Annotated in this window: 26 protein-coding genes; 10 read left to right on the top strand and 16 right to left on the bottom strand. The window is 53.3% G+C overall.

Annotation, left to right across the window (positions count from 1 at the left end):
* The first annotated feature begins 252 nt into the window (after window positions 1-252).
* From mdoG to O3S68_RS08240, 3 genes are all read left to right on the top strand, one after another.
* Complete coding sequence (gene mdoG, locus O3S68_RS08250; RefSeq protein ID WP_020457411.1) at window positions 253-1788, top strand: glucans biosynthesis protein MdoG; 1536 nt, start codon at window positions 253-255, stop codon at window positions 1786-1788.
* A complete protein-coding gene (gene mdoH / locus O3S68_RS08245; protein ID WP_045507036.1) occupies window positions 1781-4309 on the top strand; it encodes a glucans biosynthesis glucosyltransferase MdoH in 2529 nt (842 codons plus the stop codon). The genes mdoG and mdoH overlap by 8 nt, the downstream gene beginning before the upstream one ends.
* Window positions 4310-4381: 72 nt before the next feature.
* Window positions 4382-4609 (top strand): YceK/YidQ family lipoprotein, encoded by a 228-nt coding sequence (locus O3S68_RS08240; protein WP_160270752.1) that lies wholly within the window; start codon window positions 4382-4384, stop codon window positions 4607-4609.
* Here O3S68_RS08240 and O3S68_RS08235 read toward each other — a convergent pair whose 3' ends face one another.
* The 3 genes from O3S68_RS08235 to O3S68_RS08225 form a co-directional block, all read right to left on the bottom strand.
* Window positions 4610-4999: a MysB family protein gene (locus tag O3S68_RS08235; protein ID WP_020457413.1), complete on the bottom strand. Its 390-nt coding sequence runs from the start codon at window positions 4997-4999 to the stop codon at window positions 4610-4612. It lies immediately after the preceding gene.
* A 343-nt stretch (window positions 5000-5342) separates the two neighbouring features.
* The gene (gene mdtG / locus O3S68_RS08230; protein ID WP_269231241.1) at window positions 5343-6590 is read right to left on the bottom strand and encodes a multidrug efflux MFS transporter MdtG; all 1248 of its coding nucleotides are present in this window, start codon (window positions 6588-6590) and stop codon (window positions 5343-5345) included.
* A gap of 138 nt (window positions 6591-6728) precedes the next feature.
* Window positions 6729-7649, bottom strand: a complete 921-nt coding sequence (locus O3S68_RS08225) for a Kdo(2)-lipid IV(A) acyltransferase (protein WP_020457415.1) — start codon at window positions 7647-7649, stop codon at window positions 6729-6731.
* A gap of 217 nt (window positions 7650-7866) precedes the next feature.
* Here O3S68_RS08225 and trhO point away from each other — a divergent pair, with 217 nt between their 5' ends.
* Window positions 7867-8916 (top strand): oxygen-dependent tRNA uridine(34) hydroxylase TrhO, encoded by a 1050-nt coding sequence (gene trhO, locus O3S68_RS08220; protein WP_269231240.1) that lies wholly within the window; start codon window positions 7867-7869, stop codon window positions 8914-8916.
* A gap of 34 nt (window positions 8917-8950) precedes the next feature.
* On the opposite strand, the gene O3S68_RS08215 is transcribed toward trhO, so the two are convergent.
* The 10 genes from O3S68_RS08215 to mdtH all read right to left on the bottom strand — a co-directional run bounded on the left by O3S68_RS08215 (window position 8951) and on the right by mdtH (window position 16375).
* Window positions 8951-9526 carry a YceI family protein gene (locus tag O3S68_RS08215; RefSeq protein ID WP_020457417.1) on the bottom strand — a complete coding sequence of 192 codons (576 nt, stop codon included), beginning with the start codon at window positions 9524-9526 and terminating at the stop codon, window positions 8951-8953.
* A gap of 1 nt (window position 9527) precedes the next feature.
* The gene (locus O3S68_RS08210) at window positions 9528-10094 is read right to left on the bottom strand and encodes a cytochrome b (protein ID WP_269231239.1); all 567 of its coding nucleotides are present in this window, start codon (window positions 10092-10094) and stop codon (window positions 9528-9530) included.
* A 259-nt stretch (window positions 10095-10353) separates the two neighbouring features.
* On the bottom strand, window positions 10354-10470 hold the full coding sequence (locus O3S68_RS08205; RefSeq protein WP_097407539.1) for a YceO family protein: 117 nt from the start codon (window positions 10468-10470) through the stop codon (window positions 10354-10356).
* A gap of 51 nt (window positions 10471-10521) precedes the next feature.
* Complete coding sequence (gene solA, locus O3S68_RS08200) at window positions 10522-11640, bottom strand: N-methyl-L-tryptophan oxidase (RefSeq protein WP_269231238.1); 1119 nt, start codon at window positions 11638-11640, stop codon at window positions 10522-10524.
* A 120-nt stretch (window positions 11641-11760) separates the two neighbouring features.
* Entirely contained in the window at window positions 11761-12015 is a 255-nt protein-coding gene (gene bssS / locus O3S68_RS08195) for a biofilm formation regulator BssS (protein WP_269231673.1), read from the bottom strand.
* A gap of 277 nt (window positions 12016-12292) precedes the next feature.
* Window positions 12293-12538, bottom strand: coding sequence for a DNA damage-inducible protein I (dinI, locus tag O3S68_RS08190; protein WP_017456390.1), 246 nt, complete (start codon window positions 12536-12538; stop codon window positions 12293-12295).
* A 75-nt stretch (window positions 12539-12613) separates the two neighbouring features.
* The gene (pyrC, locus tag O3S68_RS08185; protein ID WP_269231237.1) at window positions 12614-13654 is read right to left on the bottom strand and encodes a dihydroorotase; all 1041 of its coding nucleotides are present in this window, start codon (window positions 13652-13654) and stop codon (window positions 12614-12616) included.
* A gap of 115 nt (window positions 13655-13769) precedes the next feature.
* Window positions 13770-14330: a lipoprotein gene (locus tag O3S68_RS08180; RefSeq protein ID WP_020457422.1), complete on the bottom strand. Its 561-nt coding sequence runs from the start codon at window positions 14328-14330 to the stop codon at window positions 13770-13772.
* A gap of 123 nt (window positions 14331-14453) precedes the next feature.
* Window positions 14454-15101, bottom strand: coding sequence for a glutaredoxin 2 (grxB, locus tag O3S68_RS08175; RefSeq protein WP_269231236.1), 648 nt, complete (start codon window positions 15099-15101; stop codon window positions 14454-14456).
* A 65-nt stretch (window positions 15102-15166) separates the two neighbouring features.
* Entirely contained in the window at window positions 15167-16375 is a 1209-nt protein-coding gene (gene mdtH / locus O3S68_RS08170; RefSeq protein ID WP_269231235.1) for a multidrug efflux MFS transporter MdtH, read from the bottom strand.
* Window positions 16376-16612: 237 nt separating this feature from the next.
* Here mdtH and rimJ point away from each other — a divergent pair, with 237 nt between their 5' ends.
* From rimJ to murJ, 4 genes are all read left to right on the top strand, one after another.
* Entirely contained in the window at window positions 16613-17197 is a 585-nt protein-coding gene (gene rimJ, locus O3S68_RS08165) for a ribosomal protein S5-alanine N-acetyltransferase (RefSeq protein ID WP_020457425.1), read from the top strand.
* Window positions 17198-17206: 9 nt separating this feature from the next.
* Window positions 17207-17854, top strand: a complete 648-nt coding sequence (locus O3S68_RS08160) for a YceH family protein (RefSeq protein WP_045507054.1) — start codon at window positions 17207-17209, stop codon at window positions 17852-17854.
* 2 nt (window positions 17855-17856) lie between these two features.
* A complete protein-coding gene (locus tag O3S68_RS08155) occupies window positions 17857-18780 on the top strand; it encodes a Gfo/Idh/MocA family protein (RefSeq protein ID WP_269231234.1) in 924 nt (307 codons plus the stop codon).
* Between the two features lie 107 nt (window positions 18781-18887).
* Window positions 18888-20426 carry a murein biosynthesis integral membrane protein MurJ gene (gene murJ, locus O3S68_RS08150; protein WP_020457428.1) on the top strand — a complete coding sequence of 513 codons (1539 nt, stop codon included), beginning with the start codon at window positions 18888-18890 and terminating at the stop codon, window positions 20424-20426.
* Window positions 20427-20506: 80 nt separating this feature from the next.
* Here murJ and flgN read toward each other — a convergent pair whose 3' ends face one another.
* From flgN to flgA, 3 genes are all read right to left on the bottom strand, one after another.
* Complete coding sequence (gene flgN / locus O3S68_RS08145; RefSeq protein WP_017456399.1) at window positions 20507-20929, bottom strand: flagella biosynthesis chaperone FlgN; 423 nt, start codon at window positions 20927-20929, stop codon at window positions 20507-20509.
* Window positions 20930-20933: 4 nt separating this feature from the next.
* Window positions 20934-21227 carry a flagellar biosynthesis anti-sigma factor FlgM gene (gene flgM, locus O3S68_RS08140; RefSeq protein WP_017456400.1) on the bottom strand — a complete coding sequence of 98 codons (294 nt, stop codon included), beginning with the start codon at window positions 21225-21227 and terminating at the stop codon, window positions 20934-20936.
* 94 nt (window positions 21228-21321) lie between these two features.
* Complete coding sequence (flgA, locus tag O3S68_RS08135; protein ID WP_269231233.1) at window positions 21322-21981, bottom strand: flagellar basal body P-ring formation chaperone FlgA; 660 nt, start codon at window positions 21979-21981, stop codon at window positions 21322-21324.
* Between the two features lie 157 nt (window positions 21982-22138).
* Between flgA and flgB the strand changes: the two genes are divergently transcribed.
* Window positions 22139-22555 carry a flagellar basal body rod protein FlgB gene (gene flgB, locus O3S68_RS08130; protein WP_017456402.1) on the top strand — a complete coding sequence of 139 codons (417 nt, stop codon included), beginning with the start codon at window positions 22139-22141 and terminating at the stop codon, window positions 22553-22555.
* Window positions 22556-22559: 4 nt separating this feature from the next.
* Complete coding sequence (gene flgC / locus O3S68_RS08125) at window positions 22560-22964, top strand: flagellar basal body rod protein FlgC (RefSeq protein ID WP_020457431.1); 405 nt, start codon at window positions 22560-22562, stop codon at window positions 22962-22964.
* Window positions 22965-22975: the final 11 nt, after the last annotated feature.

Below are 22975 nucleotides of genomic sequence, written 5' to 3'. Positions count from 1 at the left end.
CTTTTCGTCTTATCCATAAGACAAATAATGATTACATTCGCAACCAACCCTACACTATGACCGATAACCTGTCTCCAGGATAAGCCTGCAAAACGATAAAGGGTTAGTTTCATTTGCTTATTCAATGAGCCTGCATGGAGAACAATGCGGGGATTCAGTTGTCGGATAGCCTGAGTTTCCATTAAAATGGATCGGATCGATTTAAGCACACAAAGGGGGAAGTGCTTAGTTATTATGAAACCTAAATTACGAATGATGAAAATGCGTTGGGTAGGTGCTGCTGTTCTGTTGTCACTTTATACGTCATCAGGCTGGGCCTTTTCTATTGATGATGTCGCAAAACAGGCACAATCACTGGCCGGTAAAGGCTACGAAGCACCCAAGACCAATTTGCCCTCTGTGTTCCGTGAGATGAAATACGCGGACTATCAGCAGATCCAGTTTAACCATGACAAAGCCTACTGGAACGCGATCAACACCCCATTTAAGCTTGAGTTTTATCACCAGGGTATGTACTTCGACACGCCAGTGACCATCAACGAAGTGACTACCACTGCCGTACGTAAAATCAAATACAGCCCGGATTACTTCAATTTCGGCAACGTCCAGCACGATAAAGACACGGTCAAAGACCTCGGTTTCGCCGGTTTCAAAGTTCTGTACCCCATCAATAATAAAGATAAAAACGATGAAATCGTCAGCATGCTGGGCGCAAGCTACTTCCGCGTGATTGGTGCGGGGCAGGTGTATGGCCTTTCCGCTCGCGGTCTCGCCATTGACACCGCACTGCCATCTGGCGAAGAGTTCCCGCGTTTTCGTGAGTTCTGGATTGAGCGTCCAAAACCAACTGACAAACGCCTGACCATTTACGCGCTGCTGGACTCACCGCGTGCAACAGGCGCATACCGTTTTGTGATTATTCCAGGCCGCGACACCGTAGTGGATGTGCAGTCCAAAGTTTACCTGCGCGACAAAGTGGGCAAACTCGGTGTTGCGCCGCTGACCAGTATGTTCCTGTTTGGGCCGACGCAACCCTCTCCTGCGACCAACTATCGCCCGGAATTGCACGATTCTAACGGGTTATCGATGCTGGCAGGCAACGGCGAGTGGATTTGGCGTCCACTGAATAACCCGAAACATCTTGCTGTGAGCAGCTATGCGATGGAAAACCCGCAGGGCTTTGGTCTGCTGCAGCGTGGTCGTCAGTTCTCCCGTTTTGAAGATATCGATGACCGCTACGATCTGCGCCCGAGCGCGTGGGTAACGCCGAAAGGCGAGTGGGGCAAAGGCAAAGTCGAACTGGTTGAAATCCCGACCAACGATGAAACTAACGATAACATCGTCGCTTACTGGACCCCGGATCAACTGCCGGATCCGGGTAAAGAGATGAACTTCAAATACACCATCACCTTTAGCCGTGACGAAGACAAGCTGCATGCGCCAGACAATGCGTGGGTATTGCAGACGCGTCGCTCCACAGGGGATGTGAAACAGTCAAATCTTATCCGTCAACCTGACGGAACTATCGCGTTTGTAGTGGATTTCACCGGCCAGGATATGAAAAAGCTGCCGAAGGATACCCCAGTAACCGCGCAAGCCAGCATTGGCGATAACGGTGAGATTGTGGAAAACACCGTTCGCTATAATCCGGTTACGCAAGGTTGGCGTTTGATGTTGCGCGTGAAAGTCAAAGATCCGAAGAAAACCACGGATATGCGCGCGGCGCTGGTCAACGCCGACCAGAACCTGAGTGAAACCTGGAGCTATCAGCTACCTGCCAATGAATAAGACAACTGAGTATATCGACATGCTGCCGCTTTCCGCATCGGAAAAAGCGGCGCTGCCGACAGAGAGCATTCGCAGCGTGCATGAGGCGCTGGATAAAGAGCATACGAGCTGGACGCGTGAAGATGATACGCCGCTGGGTTCTGTGAAAGCACGTCTGGAACATAGCTGGCCGGATTCGCTCGCTGAAGGGCAATTGATCAAAGACGATGAAGGGCGTGCACAGCTTCAGGCGATGCCGAAAGCCAAGCGCTCTTCGATGTTCCCCGATCCGTGGCGCACGAACCCGATTGGCCGTTTTTGGGATCGTCTGCGCGGGCGCGAAGTTGCGCCCCGTTACCTTGCGCGTTTGACCAAAGAGGAGCAAGCACACGAGCAGAAATGGCGTACCGTCGGTTCTATCCGCCGCTACATCCTGCTGGTGCTGACGCTGGCGCAAACCGTCGTCGCCACCTGGTATATGAAAACCATTCTGCCTTATCAGGGCTGGGCGCTTATCAACCCAACGGATATGGCGGGCCAGGATCTGTGGGTTTCCTTTATGCAGCTCCTGCCGTATGTGCTGCAAACCGGTATCTTGATCCTGTTCGCGGTGCTGTTCTGCTGGGTTTCCGCCGGGTTCTGGACTGCGTTGATGGGCTTCCTGCAACTGTTGATTGGCCGCGATAAATACAGCATTTCGGCCTCGACGGTGGGCGATGAACCGCTAAACCCGGAACATCGCACGGCGCTGATTATGCCTATCTGTAACGAAGACGTGGATCGCGTGTTCGCGGGCTTGCGCGCAACCTGGGAATCTGTGAAAGCCACTGGCAACGCGGCGCACTTCGACGTCTATATTCTGAGCGACAGCTACAACCCGGATATCTGCGTAGCCGAGCAGAAAGCCTGGATGGAATTGATTGCGGAAGTGCAGGGCGAAGGGCAGATTTTCTACCGTCGCCGCCGCCGTCGCGTAAAACGCAAAAGCGGTAATATCGATGACTTCTGCCGCCGCTGGGGCAGCCAGTACAGCTACATGGTGGTGCTGGATGCGGACTCCGTGATGAGCGGCGAGTGTCTGACCGGGCTGGTACGCCTGATGGAAGCGAACCCGAACGCCGGGATCATCCAGTCGTCTCCGAAAGCGTCCGGGATGGATACGCTCTATGCGCGTTGTCAGCAGTTTGCGACCCGCGTTTACGGGCCGTTGTTCACTGCGGGCTTGCACTTCTGGCAGTTGGGTGAATCCCACTACTGGGGGCATAACGCGATTATCCGCGTGAAACCGTTTATTGAGCACTGCGCGCTGGCGCCGCTGCCGGGTGAAGGTTCGTTTGCCGGTTCGATTCTGTCCCACGACTTTGTCGAAGCCGCGCTGATGCGCCGTGCCGGTTGGGGGGTGTGGATTGCTTACGATCTGCCTGGCTCATATGAAGAGCTGCCGCCGAACCTGCTCGATGAGCTGAAGCGCGACCGCCGCTGGTGTCACGGCAACCTGATGAACTTCCGCCTGTTCCTGGTAAAAGGTATGCACCCGGTTCACCGCGCAGTGTTCCTCACCGGTGTGATGTCCTATCTCTCCGCGCCGCTGTGGTTTATGTTCCTTGCGCTTTCCACGGCCTTGCAGGTGGTGCATGCGCTGACGGAGCCGCAATACTTCCTGCAGCCGCGCCAGCTGTTCCCGGTGTGGCCGCAGTGGCGTCCGGAGCTGGCTATTGCGCTTTTCGCTTCGACAATGGTCCTGCTGTTCTTGCCGAAGCTACTGAGTATCATCCTGGTGTGGTGCAAGGGGCCGAAAGAGTACGGTGGTTTCATTCGCGTAACGATTTCCCTGCTGCTGGAAGTGCTGTTCTCGGTGCTGCTTGCGCCGGTGCGTATGCTGTTCCACACCGTGTTTGTGGTCAGCGCGTTCCTTGGCTGGGAAGTGGTATGGAACTCGCCGCAGCGTGACGATGACTCCACGCCGTGGGGTGAAGCCTTTATGCGCCACGGTTCTCAGCTGCTGCTGGGGCTGGTATGGGCAGTAGGGATGGCATGGCTTGATCTCCGCTTCCTGTTCTGGCTGGCACCGATTGTCTTCTCGCTGATCCTGTCGCCGTTCGTGTCGGTTATCTCCAGCCGGTCTACCGTCGGACTGCGTACCAAACGCTGGAAACTGTTCCTCATCCCGGAAGAGTATTCTCCGCCGCAGGTGCTGGTGAACACGGATAAATATCTGGAGCTGAACCGCTCGCGCAGCCTGGATGATGGCTTTATGCATGCGGTGTTTAACCCGTCATTCAACGCGCTGGCAACGGCGATGGCAACGGCTCGCCACCGCGCAAGCCACGTGCTGGAAATTGCCCGCGATCGCCATGTTGAGCAGGCGCTGAATGAAACACCAGAGAAGCTGAACCGTGACCGTCGCCTGGTGTTGCTGAGCGACCCGGTCACACTAGCGCGTATGCACTATCGCTTGTGGGCGGCACCGGAGAAATATCTGTCATGGGCGAGCTACTATGAAACGCTGAAGCTTAACCCGCTGGCGTTGAAGGCAAAGTAAGCCGACATTAAGGAAAATACCGGCCTGAGAGCCGGTATTTTTTTATCTGTATCAGATAAGAAGAGGTTGTCTGTGAGAGTAATTTTGGTAGTCGTCATGGCGTATCTGCTAAGCGGTTGCGGCAGCATCGTCAGCCGGACAATTCCTGGCCAGGGACACGGTAATCAGTATTATCCCGGCGTTAAGTGGGATGTCCGCGACTCCGCGTGGCGCTACATTACCGTACTTGATTTACCTTTCTCACTGGTGTTTGACACACTTTTGTTACCGCTGGATGCTCATCACGGCCCTTACGAGTAATCAGCGCTCATCCCACTCGTCAGCGGCTGTCTGTCCCTCTTCGGTATCCAGCGGCGGTTCCAGCTGGAATTCACCCTCGTCCCATTCATGCAGCGTATTTTCTTCCTGCCATTCCTGGCTTATCTCGATCTCATCGAAATCGCCGTCAAAGACACTTTGTGCGGCTTCACCGCTGAAAAGGGGCAAGCATTCGCCAGGCTCTTCTTCATCCGCAAAAAACTCAGCGCGCCATGCGATATCGCCATCCTGAAGAACATACTTTTGCACATTGAATTGCTGCACGCTGATTTCTTCTTCATCAAGATCCGGGTTGTCGGCAATAAATAATTCCCGCGCGGCATCAATTGCTTCCGACAGTGTTGAGTAATACTCCAGTTCAGTTTCGGCCATATCATCGCTCCTGAGATAACAGTAAAAAAGGTATGCACAAACCTATAGACGCTGGCTTTGCGAGCGTCAAATTTGTCATAAATAAATCAGCGATTTCATGGCATAACGAGAAAGGTGTCGCGCTGAATAACAGTACATCTGCGGGAGCCGTGACGAATGTTTGTGACTGCGTTTTATGTTTAACGTGTTGCAAGATAAAGATGGTCAGTCATGCCAGTTATCCCGCTTTTTGGCTTTGATTAATTCGGGAAATAAGCACGAAACAGCATCGCTTTTTTATACGCGGGGCAGCCTGGATGTGAGGTAAATATCTATTGTATCGGGTAGGCGATCACGCTTTACGCTACTGCTGGCGTTGAACGCTGCGGGTTGCCTCGGTTCTGGCCCGGCGGGCAGGGCGCTGCAAACTGCACCATGAATAAATGGCATTAAACAGAACGACGCCCGCCGTCACGCAAAACACCGCACGAAAACCGTAGCTGGCCGAGACCGCCGCACCCATCAGCGGGCCGGTAACATTACCAATATCGCGGAATGACTGGTTGTAACTGAATATCCGTCCGGCAATTTGACTGGTGGAGTTGTAGACCAGCAACGTTTGCACCGCAGGGAGCAAGGCGCCGTCTGCAGCGCCGAGCAGGAAGCGCAAAATGCCCAGTTGCCATGGCGTTTGCACCATTGACATTGGCAGCAGTAGCAAGACGGAGATTATTAATGCCGCGACGAGGATTTTCTCCGGGCCGATTTTGTCGCCCAATTTACCCAGACGAGGTGCGCTAAGCAGTGCCGCGACGCCAGGCACGGAGGCAATCATGCCGCTGATAAAGGCAATGTTGCTGACATTACCGGCAAGATCGCGCACATAGAGTGTCAGAATCGGTGCAATAGAGCCCGTCGCTACCTGGATAATCATGGTGGTGATGAACAGGCTCAACACCAGTTTGGGGCTTTTTAGCGAGGCGAAAACCTCTTTGAAGTGCAACATCTCGCGTTTTGCCACCGGGGTGAAATTTTCGCGGATGCAAAGTAGCGTGAGCAGAAAACAGATAAAAAGCACAGAAGCGGTAATAAAAAAGACCATCCGCAAACCCCAGCTATCGGCCAGCAAACCACCGGCCAGCGGGCCAAGCAGCGCGCCGCTGACGCCTCCCGTTGAGAGCGTCCCCAGTGCCCAGCCGCTTTTATTGCGCGGCATTTGCGTGGCGATCAGGGCATTGGCGTTGGGGATAAAACCGCCCAGCAAACCGAGCAACGCCCGCAGCACAAGGAGCTGCCAGACATTTTGTGCGATGCCCAGTAACGCCATAACAATCGCCATGCCGAGCGCGGAACGCAGTAGCATGATTTTGCGTCCTTTACGGTCGGCAAGACCACCCCAGAAGGGAGAAGCGATGGCAGAGAACAGGAAGGTGATGCTAAAGACTAAACCGGACCACATATTGAGCGCACCGGGATCGGTGATGCCAAGCTGCTCGACATAGAGGGGGATAAAGGGCATCACCAGGCTAAACGCCGCGCCAGTGAGAAAACAGCCAAACCAGGCAACGGTGAGATTGCGCTTCCAGTTTATTGGGGCATCAGAGTGAGACATAACCGTCCATAACAGCACACATTAATAATAGTCGATAGTAAGCATGCTAATTATGCGCCCGGGTTATGATTGCCGCAATGCGCTGACGCAGGTTTGTATGACAAAAAAAGAGCCTGCATTTGCAGGCTCTTTATCACTTCAGTAGCGAGAGGGGACGCCTTCCGGGCGCGTTTTGAAGCGGCGATGCAACCACATATATTGCTCTGGCGCCATCATAATGCAGCGCTCAACGACTTTGTTCATCCATGCTGCGGTGGTTTCTGCGTCATCGAGCGGAGGAGAGCATTCCGGTTCGAGAATAATCAATTCATACCCTTTACCGTCCGGTTTACGGCGTGGAACAAAAGGTACGATACAGGCCTGGGACATGCGGGCCAGCATCCAGGTTCCTGACGTGGAAGCCGCATCTTTAACGGCAAAGAAAGGGGCGAAAACGCTGGCGCGCGGGCCGTAGTCATGATCGGGCGCGTACCAAACGACATCACCCGCTTTCAGGGCGCGGATCATGCCTTTAAGATCTTTACGGTCGATCATGCTTTTATTAGAACGCATGCGGCCCCAGGTTTGCAGCAGGTCAATAACCGGGTTGTCATTCGGGCGATAGACACCGATACCTGGCTCGTTCAGACCAAACATGCGGGCACCGATCTCCAGCGTCAAAAAATGGACGCCGATCAGCAAAATTCCTCGCCCCTGCGCCTGCACGCTTCTGACATGTTCAAAATCGATAACGTCCATCCAGCGTGACATCCGGCGATCGGACCAGAACCAGGCCATGCCGGTTTCCATTAAACCCATGCCAACCGACTCAAAATTTTTTGCGACCATTTTCTGCCGCTCTGTTTCGCTCATGTGCGGAAAGCAGAGTTCGAGATTGCGCTGCGCAATACGCGCGCGACGTTTCATCAGGCGCTGCGCCAGGTGACCAATGCCACAGCCGAGGCGGTAAATCACGGGATAGGGGAGTTGAACAACTAACCACAGCATGCCGACCCCGAACCAGAGAGCCCAGTAGCGCGGGTGCAGCAGCGATGCCGTAAACTTGGGTAAATGCGTCATGACTGTCCTGTTTGAAGCAACAATTCCCTGTATTCTCGCATTTTTTCGGAATTAACCAAAACCATGGCGCACAGAATGCCTGTTTTGTCAGGAATTGTTGCGTCGTAATCGTTAGAATGAGAGAAAATGTAGCGCAAAATGTGTGGATGTAAATTATCAGTATTTGCTTTATGATGCCGCCGTTTTTTCACCCCTAACTTTGCAGGACACGTACACCATGCCAGTGTTACACAACCGCATCTCCAATGATGAACTGAAGGCGCGGATGCTCGCGGAAACGGAACCGCGCGTTACCGTCTCGTTCTATAAATATTTCTCGATTATTAATCCGCAAGCCACGCGCGACGCGCTCTACCAGGCTTTTAGCCAGTTGAACGTGTTTGGCCGTATTTACCTTGCCCATGAAGGCATCAATGCGCAAATCAGCGTGCCACAAAGTAAATTCGACGCCTTTCGCCAGACGCTTTATGCGTTCGATCCGGCGCTCGACGGCCTGCGTTTAAATATCGCGATTGATGATGACGGTAAATCCTTCTGGGTGCTGCGCATGAAAGTCCGCGACAGGATTGTTGCCGACGGTATCGAAGATGAGAGTTTTGACGCCAGCGATGTGGGGGATTATCTGAAAGCGGCGGAAGTGAATGCCATGCTCGACGATCCTGATGCGGTGTTCATTGATATGCGTAATCACTACGAATACGAAGTCGGACATTTCGCTGGTGCGCTGGAGATCCCGGCGGATACGTTCCGCGAGCAGCTACCGAAAGCGGTCGAAATGATGCAGGAACATAAAGATAAGAAAATCGTTATGTACTGCACCGGCGGTATCCGCTGCGAGAAAGCGAGTGCCTGGATGAAGCATAACGGCTTCACTAAAGTGTGGCATATCGAAGGCGGCATTATTGAATATGCGCGCCGCGCGCGCGAACAGGGCTTGCCGGTGCGTTTTATCGGTAAAAACTTTGTCTTTGATGAGCGTATGGGCGAGCGCATTTCCGATGACGTTATTGCTCATTGCCATCAGTGCGGCACACCCTGCGATTCCCATACCAATTGTCGCAATGACGGCTGCCATTTGCTGTTTATTCAGTGTCCGGCCTGCGCTGAGAAATTTAACGGTTGCTGCAGTGAGCTGTGCAAAGAAGAGAGCGAACTGCCGGAAGAAGAGCAGCGTAAACGTCGCGCCGGGCGGGAGAATGGCAACAAAATCTTTAACAAATCCCGTGGTCGTCTGAATACCAAACTGGGCATTCCGGATCCGGAATAAACCCTGGGGAGAGGGTTGCCCCTCTCCCGCAATCTTACTTCTGACGCACGCCTTCCACGGAAATAATCAGTTCAACGTCCTGTGACGCCGGGCCCAGATCGGTAGTGATGTTAAAATCTTTCAACTTAATTTTGCCGGAAGCTTCAAAGCCTGCGCGCACGCCGCCCCACGGATCATCGCCCTGGCCCATCAGTTTCGCCGCCAGCACTACCGGTTTGGTGACGCCATTCAGCGTCAGATTGCCGGTAATATCCAGCCCGTCACCCGCTTTTTTCACCTCGGTTGAAGTAAAGGTTGCCTGCGGGAATTTGGCGACATTCAGGAATTCAGCACTGCGTAAGTGTTTATCACGCTCGGCGTGGTTGGTATCGACACTGTTAGTGTTAATGGTCACGTTCACTTTGTCTGAGGCCGGGTTGGCTTCGTCGAAGCTAAACGTCCCGTCGAAATCTTTAAACGTGCCATAGAGCCAGCTATAGCCGAGGTGCTGGATACGAAAATTAACGAAGGCGTGTTGACCCTCTTTATCAATTTTGTAGTCCGCAGCGATAGCAGAACCCGTGGTGAACAGCAGCGAGGCGAGAGCGAGTCCCGGCAGGATTTTCTTCATATTATGCTCCAGAGTCAGGCGACGATTTCCCCAGCATGCGCTTGAGAGTGACGTCTTTATCGATGAAATGGTGTTTAATCGCGGCAAGGCCATGTAATACGGACAGCACAACCACTGTCCATGCCAGCCAGAGGTGAATATTTCCGGCAAGGTCGGCTTGCGATCCGGCATCGGCAAGCGTTGCGGGGATCTCGAACAGACCGAAAACGCTGATGGGTTTACCGTCTGCCGTGGAGATCAGATAGCCGCTGAAAAGAATGCCGAACAACAGCAAATAGAGCGCGATATGAACAAGCACGGCGCTGATATGCGTCAGACGTGAATAGCTGGCGAGCGGCTTTGGCGGCGGGGAAAGAAAACGCCACACTACCCGGAACACGAGGCCGAACATGAGCAAAATGCCGATGCTCTTATGGAGCTCAGGCGCTTTATGATACCAGCCGTCGTAATAGCTCAGCGTTACCATCCACAGACCCAACGCGAACATACCGTAAACCACAATGGCCACCAGCCAGTGCAGAACAATAGAAACGGCGCCGTAGCGCTCAGGTGAATTGCGTAATGGCATAATTGTTAATCTGGGTTAATAACTGGTTAAATTAAAATGGCGGGAGAGAAACAATATTGCAACTCAAAATTACGCGATTGAATCGTTATTTTTTCTATATCATCGTTTTTGAATGACTTTGCTGGATAACATTCAGCACATTAGGTGGACTGTGGTGTAAGTCCTCAATTTATTAAGGTTTTGTTGCGGAGAGGATGTTTAAATATTCTGCCCTGAAAATATATTTTTATAAGTATATGTCAATTTTTGTCAGTGTTTATCAAGATGCCCATACGATATAGATAATATCGATCAGTGCGATAAGTAACCACAGCGCAATATAAAGCATCAAATGTTCACGCACGTTATTTATTAAGTAATGAAACAGACGGTGCATATTCTCTCCGTAAAAATGCGATAAGCGACCCCGAACGAGGCCGCTGAAAGGTTACCCGGTAAAACGGGAAAGTGAGAAAGGTTGTAAATCAAAATGCGAACGTTTGCCGTGGGCAAATTCACAGGCAATTTCGCCCAGCACTGGCGCAAATTTGAAACCGTGTCCGCTAAGACCAGTGACAATCAGCGTGTCCGGGGATCCCGGCAGCGTATCAATAATAAAGTCTTCATCCGGTGAGTTATCGTAGGTGCAGGATGCACCGTACAAGCACCCACCGATGCCGGGCAGAAACTGGCGCAGGAAAGCGAAACATTCGGAGCCATCTCCCGGCTCTTCGCCAAACGGCTTACGCTGCTGCGCGTCGCTGATAAGCTGCCCGCCGTTGTGACGGCCGATTTTTAATTCATTGTCTTCCGCCGGGAAGCCGTAATACTGGTCGCCATTGGGCATTTCACCGGTAAACGCCGGGAATTTGTTTTTGGTGCTGTAACGGCCATCGGCCTGGAACCACGCAAAAACTTTGCGGACCGGTTGTATCGGCAATGCCGGCAGCAGTTTTTGCACCCACGTCCCCGCGCTGACAAGAACTTTTTTGCCGTGGAATGTCCCTTCCCGGGTATCGATGCTGATACCGTCTTCATGATGATGCAGCGCGGTGACCGGGCAATTGAAGAGCTGAGCGCAGCCCGCCTCTTTGGCAAGACGGATCCAGGTCTTTACCGCCAGTTCGCTACGCAGTACACCGGAGTCGGCTTCAAACAGGCCGATGTAATCGTCGGGTACGCGGATTTCCGGCCAGCGAGCCATCAGTGACGGGGCATCGAGTTTTTCGACGGCCAGCTGCCACTGCGCTGCGCTTTGCGCGACGTTAGCCAAAAAAGTGGAATCAGCCGGACCAATATTGATAACGCCTGTACGGTCAAATACCGCTTCGCCGCTTTCCGCCACTAGTTGCTCCCACAACTGCTGCGCGCGCAATACCAGCGGAACATATTTTTCGCCTTCGCCGTAAGCGTGGCGAATTAAACGCGTATCACCGTGGTGGCTGCCTTCCTGATGGGGCGGCAGGTGAGCGTCGGTCATCAGCACATTCAGCCCGCTTTGCGTGGCGTAATAGCCTGCCGCTGCGCCGACAGAGCCGCTGCCAATAATAATGAGATCGTATTTCATGGTGGTGTTCTCCAGGCAAATGCGTGTTCAGGAGGGTAATTAACCTGGGAACGTTATACAAGGACAGAAATAAGAAAGGCACCACAAGGGTGCCTGTTGAGTCTATATAGCGCATTATCACTAATGCCTGCGATACTCATCTTCCTGGTAGTCGCCCGATTCAATCTTGGCAATGCCCGCTTCGAGTATCGATATAAACTGGCGGGCAACATCGGTCGTTAACCACAACGTCTGGCCGACTTCGGTCTCTTCCTGAGCGGCTCTGCTTGGGGTCTGGTAGTGCAACCGGAGCATCAGTGCGTCGTAGCTATCCACGGTGCTGATGTCCCATCCGACCAGTGGATGGGTCTGGATGACTTCATTATTCTTTACCATCATAACCCCCTTTATTGGCGTGTTTAATTCGACAACGACTCTTGAGGTTCAATGCGTGTTTTATTTGAAGCTTTTTCAGTATACCAACAAGTGGGGTTGTAGATCGAATAATTAAACACTCTGCAACATGTTTTTTCGGCCGTTAGATTTTTTTGAATAAGAAAACGGGCTCTTAACCATATATTTTTATTAAAAAAGATCTGCACCAGGATTGCGCTTAAAAAAACAACAAAAAAAGCCGGGGCGACCCGGCAATAAGCACAAACTTAAAGAGAAATTAGTCGGTGATAAACCAGTCGTCGGCGCTTTCCCAGGTTTCCTGCAAAATTTCAGTTATGCGATCTTTATCTTCTTTTGCACCGCCTAAAACCGAAAGATTATTTGCTGCGGCATAGCGAACCGTAATTTTGTTTTCGCGATCGGGGTAACAATTGTTCAGACGACGAGATAACTCGCCCGCCAGTGCATCAACAGCGCCAGGCGGTAAGGGTGTGGTTTTGGCGATAGTCACTTCAATGCGCATAATAGCCCCCTGTGTAATTTACTGTATGTTTATACAGTTAAGCGAAAAATATTACAACAGGGAGCGATAATTTTTTTATTTAACGCGCCAGCGCACGGTTTCACCGGCGAGGAACGGCACCAGTGAATCTTCCGGCAGCGCAATCGTCTCTGGCACCTGGCTCTCTTCACGCACCAGCTCAACAAACGTTTCGTTCACCGGTAAGCCATAGAAACGTGGCCCGTTGACGGAACAGAACGCTTCAAAGTGCTGGAGGGCGTTCATCTCTTCGAACACGGTTGCATAACTGCCAAGCGCGGTGGGGGCGTTGAAACAACCGGCGCAGCCGCAGCTGGCCTCTTTACGATGACGCGCATGCGGCGCAGAGTCCGTACCGAGAAACGCGCGCGTAAAGCCGCTGGCAACCAGTTCGCGCAGCGCCTGCTGGTGAATATTACGCTTCAGGATCGGCAGGCAATAAAGATGCGGGCGTACGCCACCGACCAGCATATGGTTTCGGTTAAACATCAGGTGCTGAGGGGTAATGGTCGCGGCCAGCAGCTCATTGCCATCGCGCACATAATCTGCGGCATCTTTGGTCGTAATATGCTCAAACACCACTTTCAGCCCCGGCAGGCGCTGGCGTAACGGTTCCATGACCGTTTCGATAAACCGCGCTTCGCGATCGAAAATATCAATATCCGCGTGCGTCACTTCACCATGCACCAGCAGCGGCATGCCCAGTTTCTCCATCCGTTCCAGAACCGGCATAATCGCATCTAAGCTGGTAACACCATGGCTGGAGTTGGTCGTGGCATTCGCCGGATAGAGTTTCGCTGCCGTAAATACCTGCTCGTTAAAGCCGCGTTCGACTTCATCGGCGCTCAGGCTGTCGGTCAGATAGCAGGTCATTAATGGCGTAAAATCATGCCCGGCGGGCACAGCGTCAAGAATACGCTGGCGGTAGGCGATAGCCGCATCCACAGTGGTGACAGGAGGAGCAAGGTTCGGCATGACAATGGCGCGGGCGTAAGTTTCGCTGGTCCACGGCACCACGGTTTTTAGCATTTCGCCATCACGTAAATGGACATGCCAGTCGTCAGGACGGCGGATTTTCAAAACCTGGGATTGGGTCATTGGAGTGCTCCGGCTGGTGAGAAACAGGTGTTTTTTGCCGGGCACTAAGAATAAGCGGAAACGTTTTCGTTTGCATCCTTTTCCTGAAAAAAAGGCGCTCGCGGCGCCCTGTTATTTAGTCGGTGAGGGGGATAATAATTTCCCCCGGTTTCACCTCAATCCCTTTGGCATATTTTTTCGCCAGCGCCTCGCCTTTGCTGTTGTCTTCTTTCAGCACATAAGCAGGGCGTTGGTTAAAGTAATTGCGCAGCGACTGATTAAGATAAGGCATCAACGTTTGTAACACGGTCTGCATTTTTTCCGGTGTCACGGTGGCGTTAACCACTTCCATCTCTTGCAGGTAAATCGCGCCTTTTTCTTTATCAAACACCGGCAACGCTTTGAGTTTCAATTTGATGATGGCTTTCTGGTTGCCAAATAGCGAGGTCATATCCAGATTCGCATCACCGGTCAGCGTGATTTTATTGGGTTCTTCGCGACCGATTTCACTGGCCAGGTTATTCAGCACAATATGGGCATCCGCAACGCCGGGCACGCCAATATCTTTGGCGAAGTCGTTACGCTTCTGTAGCGCCTGGTTAATCTCCTGTTCGCTGATAGAATATTGGGTCAGTTGATTGCACCCCACCAGCACGCCGCTCAACAGTAATGCTGCGGCAAAAATAATTCTCTTCATGAATTCCTCAACGTGATCGCCATGCTACGACGCAGGGGCGTAGCATGCGACACACACTAAATAAAGGCCAGCGGAAAAAGCTGAAAGGCATGACGGAAGCGGGCGCGCTTCCGTCATGGGCGGTTAAATAGCCATTGATGACAGCAAGTTAATTTGTGTCTGTTTCGCCATATTGTCGCGGTACGCTGCAACGCGGCTTGGCCAGTTGATACCGCTTACCAGCGTCAGATTACGCAGCAGCGGGAAGAGATGAATATCATCATCGGAGAGTTCTCCGTTCACCGCGTTGGGTTGCACAATCAATTTATCCAGCGCACGTAAATCGTCGCTGATATTTTTCGCTAATCCTGTGGAATGGCTGAGGTGCTCGGCAAAATCGCCAATGGCGGCCTCTTTTTTGGCTACAAACCCGGCGCGCGCCTGCGGCGTAGAAAATTCGTCAAACGCCGATTTCGCAAAGCGGGGGATCAATAACTTATTAACGTAACCATTAACCTTGCGCAGCCACTCTTCGATTTTCGGGTTTTGCGTGCCGGTAAGCAGCGGTTTGCCATCCAGCTTATCGACATAGTGAACAATATCCATGCTTTCCGGCAGATAGCGGCTGTCGTCCTTTTGCAGGATCGGCACCATTTTCTGGCCAATCATTTTCGTCGGTGTGGCTTCGTCATCATTGAGCAGGATCTTGAGTTCGACGGGGATGTTCTTGAGGCCGAAAATCATGCGGGCTTTAATGCAGAACGGGCAGTGATCGTAAATGTAGAGTTTCACGTTTCTCCTCCATACTGGCTTATCCATCAATTACCAGTATGGAAGAGGGAAAACCGGCGTGCAAATCAGGCGCCGGGCTCGAGCATGGTCGGGCGAATACGTTTGTGGCTAAATTGCCACAGTAGCGCCATGGAGGTGATCATCCCGATAACGCCAAGCATCATCCACGGCAGCTCTGGCTGGTTAAATGCTTTCCCTGCGTCAAACAGCCAGCCGCCACCGGCATAACCAAGCGCGCCACCGAAGGCCAGCCCAAGACGGCTGAACCCCATATAGCTGCCGCGTGCACGGGCATCGGCCAGCTGTGCGCTTAACGTTTCCCGCGCGGGTTCGGCAATTATGGAGCCAATATAGAAGGTGCAAATCAGCGTGAAGAGCTGCTGCAGCGTGCCGACCATCCCCACCGGCAGCAGGCTGAAGGACATCACCAGCAGACCCGCCATCAGTCGATGCTCAAGACGAAAGCGTTTTTCACTCCAGCGAGCAATAGGGTAGAGCAGCGTCAGCGACAGACAGGCTTCAATGGCATACATCCACTTCACTGCCGCCGGTGAGCCGGCAATGTCGTTAACCATAATCGGCAGCATCAACATGACCTGCACCGCCAGCATGTAATAACCGGTAAGGGTCAGCACGTAAGTCACAAAGCGCTTGTCACGCAGCACGCGCGTCAGACCTTCGCGCACCGGTGCTTTCACCGTTGAGAGTTTCCATGCAGGTAGCAGCCAGGCGTTAAATGCGGCACATAAAATAAACATCAGCGCCCCGGCCGCACATACCAGACGAAAGTCATATTGCAGCAACCAGCTGCCAAGCAGCGCGCCAATAACGGCGCCCGCGCTGTCCTGCATCATTAATAGCGAGAAAAAACGGCTGCGCTGATTAGGGCGCACCAGTTTCACCACCAGCGCGGAGCGCGGCGGATCAAACAGCGTGCCGCCCAGCCCGGAAAGAATACAGGAAAGCCACAGCAGCCAGGGTTCATGCGCCACCGCCATCGCGGCAAAACCACCCGCGCGCATCAGCATGCCGGTGACAATCAACGGCTTGGCGCCGAAGCGGTCGGCAATCGCACCGCCAAACATCCCCAACCCTTGTTGAATAAACTGACGCAAACCGAGCGCAATGCCGACCATTAACGCCGCCCAGCCAAGCTGGTCAACAAAGCGGATAGAAATCAGTGGGAAGACAACGAAAAAGCCGAGAACAACCAGCATATTATCGACAAGCAGGAAATATTTACCCAGGCTCCTTGCCTGCGATATGCGCGCCATTTCCCCTCCGGGAAATAAGAAAGATAAGATCTTCTTATTCTGCGGTTTCGCCGGGCCTTTTCCCATCTTCGTGGTGACAATATTTTTTTATCAACATCTGCCTTTGATTGAGACTTTTCATCGAAAATGGTGTTTGACGCAGAAAATGCCATGTTGCTGTTTTCCCACAGCCCCGGAGCAACTGTATAGTAAAGGGAAGGGGTTAAAAGAGTCGTAAAACGGAAGGAGTGGTAATGCATGTTTGGCTATCGCAGTAACGTGCCGAAAGTACGCTTAGTAACAGACCGCCTGGTGGTTCGCCTGGTGCATGAGCGCGACGCCTGGCGGCTGGCGGATTATTACGCCGAAAACCGTCAGTTTTTAAAACCCTGGGAACCCGTGCGCGATGAAAGCCATTGTTATCCTTCCGGTTGGCAGGCGCGCCTGAGCATGATCAATGAATTTCATAAACAGGGTTCCGCATTCTACTTTGCGCTGCTCGATCCGGAAGAGAAAGAGATAATTGGCGTGGCGAATTTCTCAAACGTGGTGCGCGGCTCTTTTCATGCCTGTTATCTGGGGTATTCCGTCGGCCAGAAATGGCAGGGGCAGGGGCTGATGTTCGAAGCGCTCACCACCGCCATTCGCTATATGCAACGCACGCAACATATGCATCGCATTATGGCGAACTACATGCCGCACAATAAACGCAGCGGTGATTTGCTGGCGAGGCTTGGCTTTGAAAAAGAGGGCTATGCCAAATCGTATCTGTTAATTGACGGGCAATGGCGCGATCACGTGCTTACCGCATTAACCACGCAGGAATGGACCCCCGGTCGCTAAGGAGTTTTGATGAAGTATCAATTAACCGCCGTCGAGGCGAGGGTGATTGGTTGTTTACTGGAAAAACAGGTGACGACGCCGGAGCAATACCCGCTCTCCATTAATGGTGTTGTCACTGCCTGTAATCAAAAAACCAACCGTGAACCGGTGATGAACCTTGCTGAACACGAGGTGCAAACGGTGCTGGATGAACTGGTCAAGCGCCATTATCTGCGCACGGTAAGCGGTTTTGGTAACCGGGTGACAAAATATGAGCAGCGTTTTTGTAATTCGGAATTTGGCGATCTCAAACTTAGTTCTGCCGAAGTGGCGCTGATCACTACGCTGTTACTGCGCGGGCCGCAAACGCCGGGCGAGTTGCGCACCCGCGGCGAACGGATGCATCAGTTCAGCGATATGGCTGAAGTGGAAAATGCGTTAGAACATCTGGCGACGCGTGAAGACGGGCCGTATGTGGTGCGTCTGCCGAGAGAGCCGGGCAAACGCGAAAGCCGCTTTATGCATCTTTTCAGCGGCGATGTGCAGACGCTGGTGAATGTTGTGGAAGCCGTCAGCCCGCCGGATGCGTCTCTGGCAGCGCGTGTCGATGCGCTGGAAGCGGAAGTGGCTGAACTGAAGCAGCGTCTCGATTCGCTGCTCGCACATCTGGGAGATTAACAGTGACAACTTTACGTATCGGTGTGGTAGGGCTTGGCGGCATTGCGCAAAAGGCCTGGTTGCCGGTGTTAGGCGCAGCAACTGACTGGACGCTGGCGGCGGCCTGGTCGCCAACGCGGGAAAAGGCGCTACGCGTGTGCGAAACCTGGCGCATTCCGTATGCCGACTCGCTGGCTTCCCTGGCGGCACAATGCGATGCGGTTTTTGTCCACACTTCCACGGTTTCACACTATGCGGTCGTCAGTGAGTTGCTCAATCTCGGTGTACACGTTTGTGTGGATAAACCGCTGGCGGAAAACTTACAGGATGCGGAGCGGCTTATTGAGCTGGCCGCACGTAAAAAACTGACGCTGATGGTCGGGTTTAACCGCCGTTACTCCCCGCTTTACCGCGAGCTAAAACAGCAGATGCCGCAGGCCGCTTCGTTGCGTATGGATAAACACCGTACCGACAGCGTCGGGCCGCATGATTTACGCTTCACCCTGCTGGATGACTACCTGCACGTTGTGGATACCGCGCTATGGCTGGCGGGCGGTACCGCGCAATTAAAAAGCGGGACGCTGCTGACCAATGACGATGGCGCTATGATTTATGCCGAGCACCATTTCAGTGTTGAACACCTGCAAATTACCACCAGCATGCATCGCCGGGCGGGCAGCCAGCGGGAATGGGTTCAGGCGGTGACGGATGGTGGCTTATTGGACATAACCGATATGCGCGAGTGGCGCGAAGAACGCGGGCAGGGCGTTGTCGCCCGTCCGGTGGCGGGCTGGCAGAGTGTGCTGGAGCAGCGCGGTTTCGCCGGATGCGCCCGCCATTTCATTGAATGCGTGCAAAATCAGACAGTTCCGGAAACCGCAGGTGAGCAAGCGATCCTCGCCCAGCGCGTGGTAGACAAGCTCTGGCGCGAGGCGATGAGTGAATAATGCCCGGTAACATCTGGCGATAGTAATTCGCCTTTTTCCCTGTAGACTAAGCGCTTCGCTGTACATCAACGCCTGCATTGCAGGCGTTGTGTCTTATGGAAACCAGAATGAACCTATTAAAATCGCTGGCGGCTGTCAGCTCCATGACGATGTTTTCCCGCGTGCTGGGTTTTGCGCGCGACGCCATTGTGGCAAGGGTGTTTGGTGCGGGAATGGCGACCGACGCCTTTTTCGTGGCCTTCAAACTGCCAAATTTATTGCGCCGCATTTTTGCAGAGGGGGCGTTTTCTCAGGCCTTTGTGCCGATCCTCGCCGAGTACAAAAGCAAACAGGGTGAAGATGCGACGCGGGTGTTTGTCTCCTATGTCTGCGGGTTGCTGACGCTGGCGCTGGCCATCGTCACCGTGGCCGGGATGCTGGCGGCACCGTGGGTGATCCTCGTCACCGCACCGGGTTTTGCCGATACGGCGGATAAATTCAACTTAACCTCGCAACTGCTGCGCATTACCTTCCCTTACATTCTGCTGATCTCGCTGGCGTCGCTGGCCGGGGCGATCCTCAATACCTGGAATCGCTTTTCGGTGCCGGCGTTTGCGCCGACATTCTTAAACATCAGCATGATTGGCTTTGCGCTGTTTGCTGCTCCCTATTTCCATCCGCCGGTACTGGCGCTGGCCTGGGCTGTTACGGTCGGCGGTGTGCTGCAACTGGTGTATCAGCTGCCGCACCTGAAGAAGATCGGCATGCTGGTGCTGCCGCGCATCAGCTTCCACGATGCCGGGGCGATGCGGGTTATCAAACAGATGGGGCCGGCCATTCTGGGGGTTTCGGTCAGCCAGATCTCACTTATCATCAACACCATTTTCGCCTCGTTTCTGGTTTCCGGTTCCGTGTCGTGGATGTATTACGCTGACCGCCTGATGGAGTTTCCCTCCGGCGTGCTTGGCGTGGCGCTTGGCACTATCCTGTTACCGTCGTTGTCGAAAAGTTTCGCCAGCGGGAACCACGACGAATATTGCCGCCTGATGGATTGGGGGCTGCGGCTCTGCTTTCTGCTGGCGTTGCCCAGCGCCGTAGCGCTCGGCATTCTGGCGAAACCGTTGACCGTTTCGCTGTTCCAGTACGGTAAATTCACCGCGTTTGATGCATCAATGACCCAGCGCGCGCTCATCGCCTACTCGGTGGGGCTGATGGGGCTTATCGTGGTTAAAGTGCTGGCGCCGGGCTTCTACTCGCGACAGAACATTAAAACGCCGGTGAAGATTGCCATTGTCACGCTGGTGATGACGCAATTAATGAACCTTGCGTTTATCGGGCCGCTGAAACACGCCGGGTTGTCGCTGTCGATTGGTCTGGCGGCCTGTCTGAACGCCGGGCTGCTTTACTGGCAGCTGCGTAAGCAGCAGATCTTTACGCCGCAGCCGGGCTGGGCAAGTTTCCTGCTGCGTCTGGTGGTTGCGGTGCTGGTGATGGCAGCGGCATTAATGGGCATGCTGTATGTCATGCCGGAGTGGTCAACTGGCACTATGCCTTATCGCCTGCTGCGGTTGATGGCTGTCGTGCTGGTCGGGGTGATGGCCTATTTCGCCACGCTTGCGCTGCTGGGCTTTAAAGTGAAAGAGTTCGCGCGGCGGACTACGGTGTAAGTCTGTTCAGCGAAGTGGAAGCGGGAAAACAGAAAAGCAAATTGCCAGGGAATTATCCCTGGCAAAGAAGACGGGTCTTATTAAATCGAGATTTTCTTTCCGCCACGGCTGGCGGAAGCGGTATAGCCATTCGCGCCGTACAGGCTCGGTTCCTGATGCGGCTTTAGCAGTTCCAGCGCTTGCTGGTTACGCGCAATTTGTCCTTCCAGCAGCCATCCATTGTGCTGGTTAAGGTCGCGCAAATGCTGCGTTTTCTGCGTAATGGTTTGCCAGCGATCGGCGATGTCGTCGTTCGCGCTATGCTGCGCTTTTTGTGTCGAACGACGTTGTTGCTCCAGGTAATCCAGTGTCGCGAGCAATGAGCTTTTTTCTTCCGTGATACGCTGCAGTGCGCTGCTTTGAATGTTACCTACGGAAAGCTGTTTTTGCTCAGCATCCATCACGTCTTTAAGAGCGCTCAGGATAACTGTCATTTGATCAAGAATGTCTGACAGTCGATTCATACTGTTATTTACTCTGCAAGTAACTCTTCGCTTCATCAATCAGGGCATCGGCGATTTTGCCGGTGTCCATCTTCAGTTCACCATTACGGATCGCGGTTTTCAGCTGTTCCACGCGTTCCATATTGATGTCATTCGCGCCAGCCTGCATCAGCTTGGTCTGCGCGCCGCTGAGGGTCACGCTGGTGCTGTTTGCCGTAGCCGCTTTTTCCAGACGCGTTTTCTGCGTTTGGGTCTCGTTAGTTTCGCGCTGTTGAACGGAACTAACCGGTTTTAAAGACGATGTGCGATCAATGCTCATAGTGTTGTCCTCATCGAGGTATCCCGGCGTTTCGGGCCTGATATCTTTAGTCGTTGCTTAATTATCGGCAGGCGACATGAATTCTTTAAAAAGATTATAGGTTAATCAGAATATTCCCATCAGCGTCCACTGTACCGCTGACAATCTGCCCTGAAGCCATGCGCACACGGGCGTTTTGCGCCACCGCCGCATTGTTCAGTGCCTGACCTTCGCCGTTCACACTAAAGCCATCGCCCGACGCCACGACCTGTACACGCTGACCCGCTTTAACCCGCCACGCCTGGCGCAACATTGACAGTTGAATCGCCTGGCCTGGAGTAAGATCGCGCAAACTGACCGCATCCTGCGCCTGGGTAATATCCAGCATCGTTCTCGGCGGCAACTGATCGAGGCGGCCGCGTTTTAGCGTCACGCTGCCGGGCTGCAACAGGCTGCCACGGGCAACGGACTGCGCTGCCACCACATAGTTACCGGTCGCCTGAACCTCCACCTGCAAATAGCGCTTAACACCTGCGCAATTCGCCAGCACGTTCAGGTTCCCCCACAGTTTAGCGTTCCCGAGCACGCTCAGCGCTGGCTGCTCGCAACTGGGTAACAGATTTTGCGGGGTGCGTATATTTACCACTACCTCGTCGCTAAAGCCAGCAAGACGTTGAGCAAAAAATGACGTCAGCTGTGATTGCAAGTCAGCGGCCTGAGCAAAGGCGCTTAAAAACAGTAAGGTCGCGGCTAAACCGCCTTTCAACGTGTTCATCGCAGACTCCTGCCTGTTGAGTGGTTGAGGGAATTTTAACCGCATGGTCAACCTATCAACGCAATAAATAGCGACGCATTTTGCCCTTATTCCAGCGATAAGTTTGTCAGCGGAGATTTAAGCTGTTGGCTAAATAATTGTCATCAGTGGGGGAGCCATGCTCGATAAACTTGATGCCGCACTTCGTTTCCAGCAAGAAGCGCTGAACCTGAGCGCCCAGCGTCAGGAAATTCTGGCGGCAAACATCGCCAACGCCGATACCCCGGGGTTTCAGGCGCGCGATATTGATTTCGCCAGCGAATTGAAAAAAGTCATGGAGCGTGGGCGTGCTGAAGGCAGCGGCGTTGCGTTGACCATGACCTCTTCGCGCCATATTCCGGCGCAGGCGATGAGCGGACCGTCTACCGATTTGCTGTACCGCATTCCTGATCAGCCTTCGCTGGATGGCAACACCGTGGATATGGATCGTGAACGTACGCAGTTCGCTGACAACAGCGTTAAATACCAGACCGGCTTGACTGTGCTGGGTGGGCAGATCAAAAGCATGATGAGTGTTCTGCAACAGGGGAACTAATTAAATGGCATTACTGAATATCTTTGATGTCGCAGGCTCCGCGCTGACCGCGCAGTCCAAACGTTTGAACGTGGCCGCCAGTAACATGGCGAACGCCGACAGCGTGACCGGGCCCGATGGTCAGCCGTATCGCGCTAAGCAGGTTGTGTTCCAGGTGGATGCTGCGCCCGGGCAAGCGACCGGCGGTGTAAAAGTTGCTGATGTGATTGAGAGCCAGGCACCGGACAAACTGGTTTACGAACCAGGTAACCCGCTGGCTGATGCGAATGGCTACGTCAAAATGCCCAATGTTGATGTGGTCGGCGAAATGGTGAATACCATGTCTGCGTCCCGCAGCTACCAGGCGAACGTTGAAGTGCTTAATACCGTTAAGAGCATGATGCTCAAAACCCTCACGCTCGGACAGTAAAGGAGACGCGC

The sequence above is a fragment of the Kosakonia sp. SOY2 genome (assembly GCF_027109175.1).
Lineage (GTDB): Bacteria > Pseudomonadota > Gammaproteobacteria > Enterobacterales > Enterobacteriaceae > Kosakonia.
This window is presented reverse-complemented; position numbering and strand designations above follow the sequence as displayed.

What these genes read in the sequence shown, in the direction of transcription:
- mdoG (WP_020457411.1), top strand. Translation starts at nt 253, where the DNA reads ATGATGAAAATGCGTTGGGTAGGTGCTGCTGTTCTGTTGTCACTTTAT.
- mdoH (WP_045507036.1), top strand. Translation starts at nt 1,781, where the DNA reads ATGAATAAGACAACTGAGTATATCGACATGCTGCCGCTTTCCGCATCG.
- O3S68_RS08235 (WP_020457413.1), bottom strand. Translation starts at nt 4,999, where the DNA reads ATGGCCGAAACTGAACTGGAGTATTACTCAACACTGTCGGAAGCAATT.
- mdtG (WP_269231241.1), bottom strand. Translation starts at nt 6,590, where the DNA reads ATGTCTCACTCTGATGCCCCAATAAACTGGAAGCGCAATCTCACCGTT.
- O3S68_RS08225 (WP_020457415.1), bottom strand. Translation starts at nt 7,649, where the DNA reads ATGACGCATTTACCCAAGTTTACGGCATCGCTGCTGCACCCGCGCTAC.
- trhO (WP_269231240.1), top strand. Translation starts at nt 7,867, where the DNA reads ATGCCAGTGTTACACAACCGCATCTCCAATGATGAACTGAAGGCGCGG.
- O3S68_RS08215 (WP_020457417.1), bottom strand. Translation starts at nt 9,526, where the DNA reads ATGAAGAAAATCCTGCCGGGACTCGCTCTCGCCTCGCTGCTGTTCACC.
- O3S68_RS08210 (WP_269231239.1), bottom strand. Translation starts at nt 10,094, where the DNA reads ATGCCATTACGCAATTCACCTGAGCGCTACGGCGCCGTTTCTATTGTT.
- O3S68_RS08205 (WP_097407539.1), bottom strand. Translation starts at nt 10,470, where the DNA reads ATGCACCGTCTGTTTCATTACTTAATAAATAACGTGCGTGAACATTTG.
- solA (WP_269231238.1), bottom strand. Translation starts at nt 11,640, where the DNA reads ATGAAATACGATCTCATTATTATTGGCAGCGGCTCTGTCGGCGCAGCG.
- bssS (WP_269231673.1), bottom strand. Translation starts at nt 12,015, where the DNA reads ATGGTAAAGAATAATGAAGTCATCCAGACCCATCCACTGGTCGGATGG.
- dinI (WP_017456390.1), bottom strand. Translation starts at nt 12,538, where the DNA reads ATGCGCATTGAAGTGACTATCGCCAAAACCACACCCTTACCGCCTGGC.
- pyrC (WP_269231237.1), bottom strand. Translation starts at nt 13,654, where the DNA reads ATGACCCAATCCCAGGTTTTGAAAATCCGCCGTCCTGACGACTGGCAT.
- O3S68_RS08180 (WP_020457422.1), bottom strand. Translation starts at nt 14,330, where the DNA reads ATGAAGAGAATTATTTTTGCCGCAGCATTACTGTTGAGCGGCGTGCTG.
- mdtH (WP_269231235.1), bottom strand. Translation starts at nt 16,375, where the DNA reads ATGGCGCGCATATCGCAGGCAAGGAGCCTGGGTAAATATTTCCTGCTT.
- rimJ (WP_020457425.1), top strand. Translation starts at nt 16,613, where the DNA reads ATGTTTGGCTATCGCAGTAACGTGCCGAAAGTACGCTTAGTAACAGAC.
- O3S68_RS08160 (WP_045507054.1), top strand. Translation starts at nt 17,207, where the DNA reads ATGAAGTATCAATTAACCGCCGTCGAGGCGAGGGTGATTGGTTGTTTA.
- murJ (WP_020457428.1), top strand. Translation starts at nt 18,888, where the DNA reads ATGAACCTATTAAAATCGCTGGCGGCTGTCAGCTCCATGACGATGTTT.
- flgN (WP_017456399.1), bottom strand. Translation starts at nt 20,929, where the DNA reads ATGAATCGACTGTCAGACATTCTTGATCAAATGACAGTTATCCTGAGC.
- flgM (WP_017456400.1), bottom strand. Translation starts at nt 21,227, where the DNA reads ATGAGCATTGATCGCACATCGTCTTTAAAACCGGTTAGTTCCGTTCAA.
- flgA (WP_269231233.1), bottom strand. Translation starts at nt 21,981, where the DNA reads ATGAACACGTTGAAAGGCGGTTTAGCCGCGACCTTACTGTTTTTAAGC.
- flgB (WP_017456402.1), top strand. Translation starts at nt 22,139, where the DNA reads ATGCTCGATAAACTTGATGCCGCACTTCGTTTCCAGCAAGAAGCGCTG.
- flgC (WP_020457431.1), top strand. Translation starts at nt 22,560, where the DNA reads ATGGCATTACTGAATATCTTTGATGTCGCAGGCTCCGCGCTGACCGCG.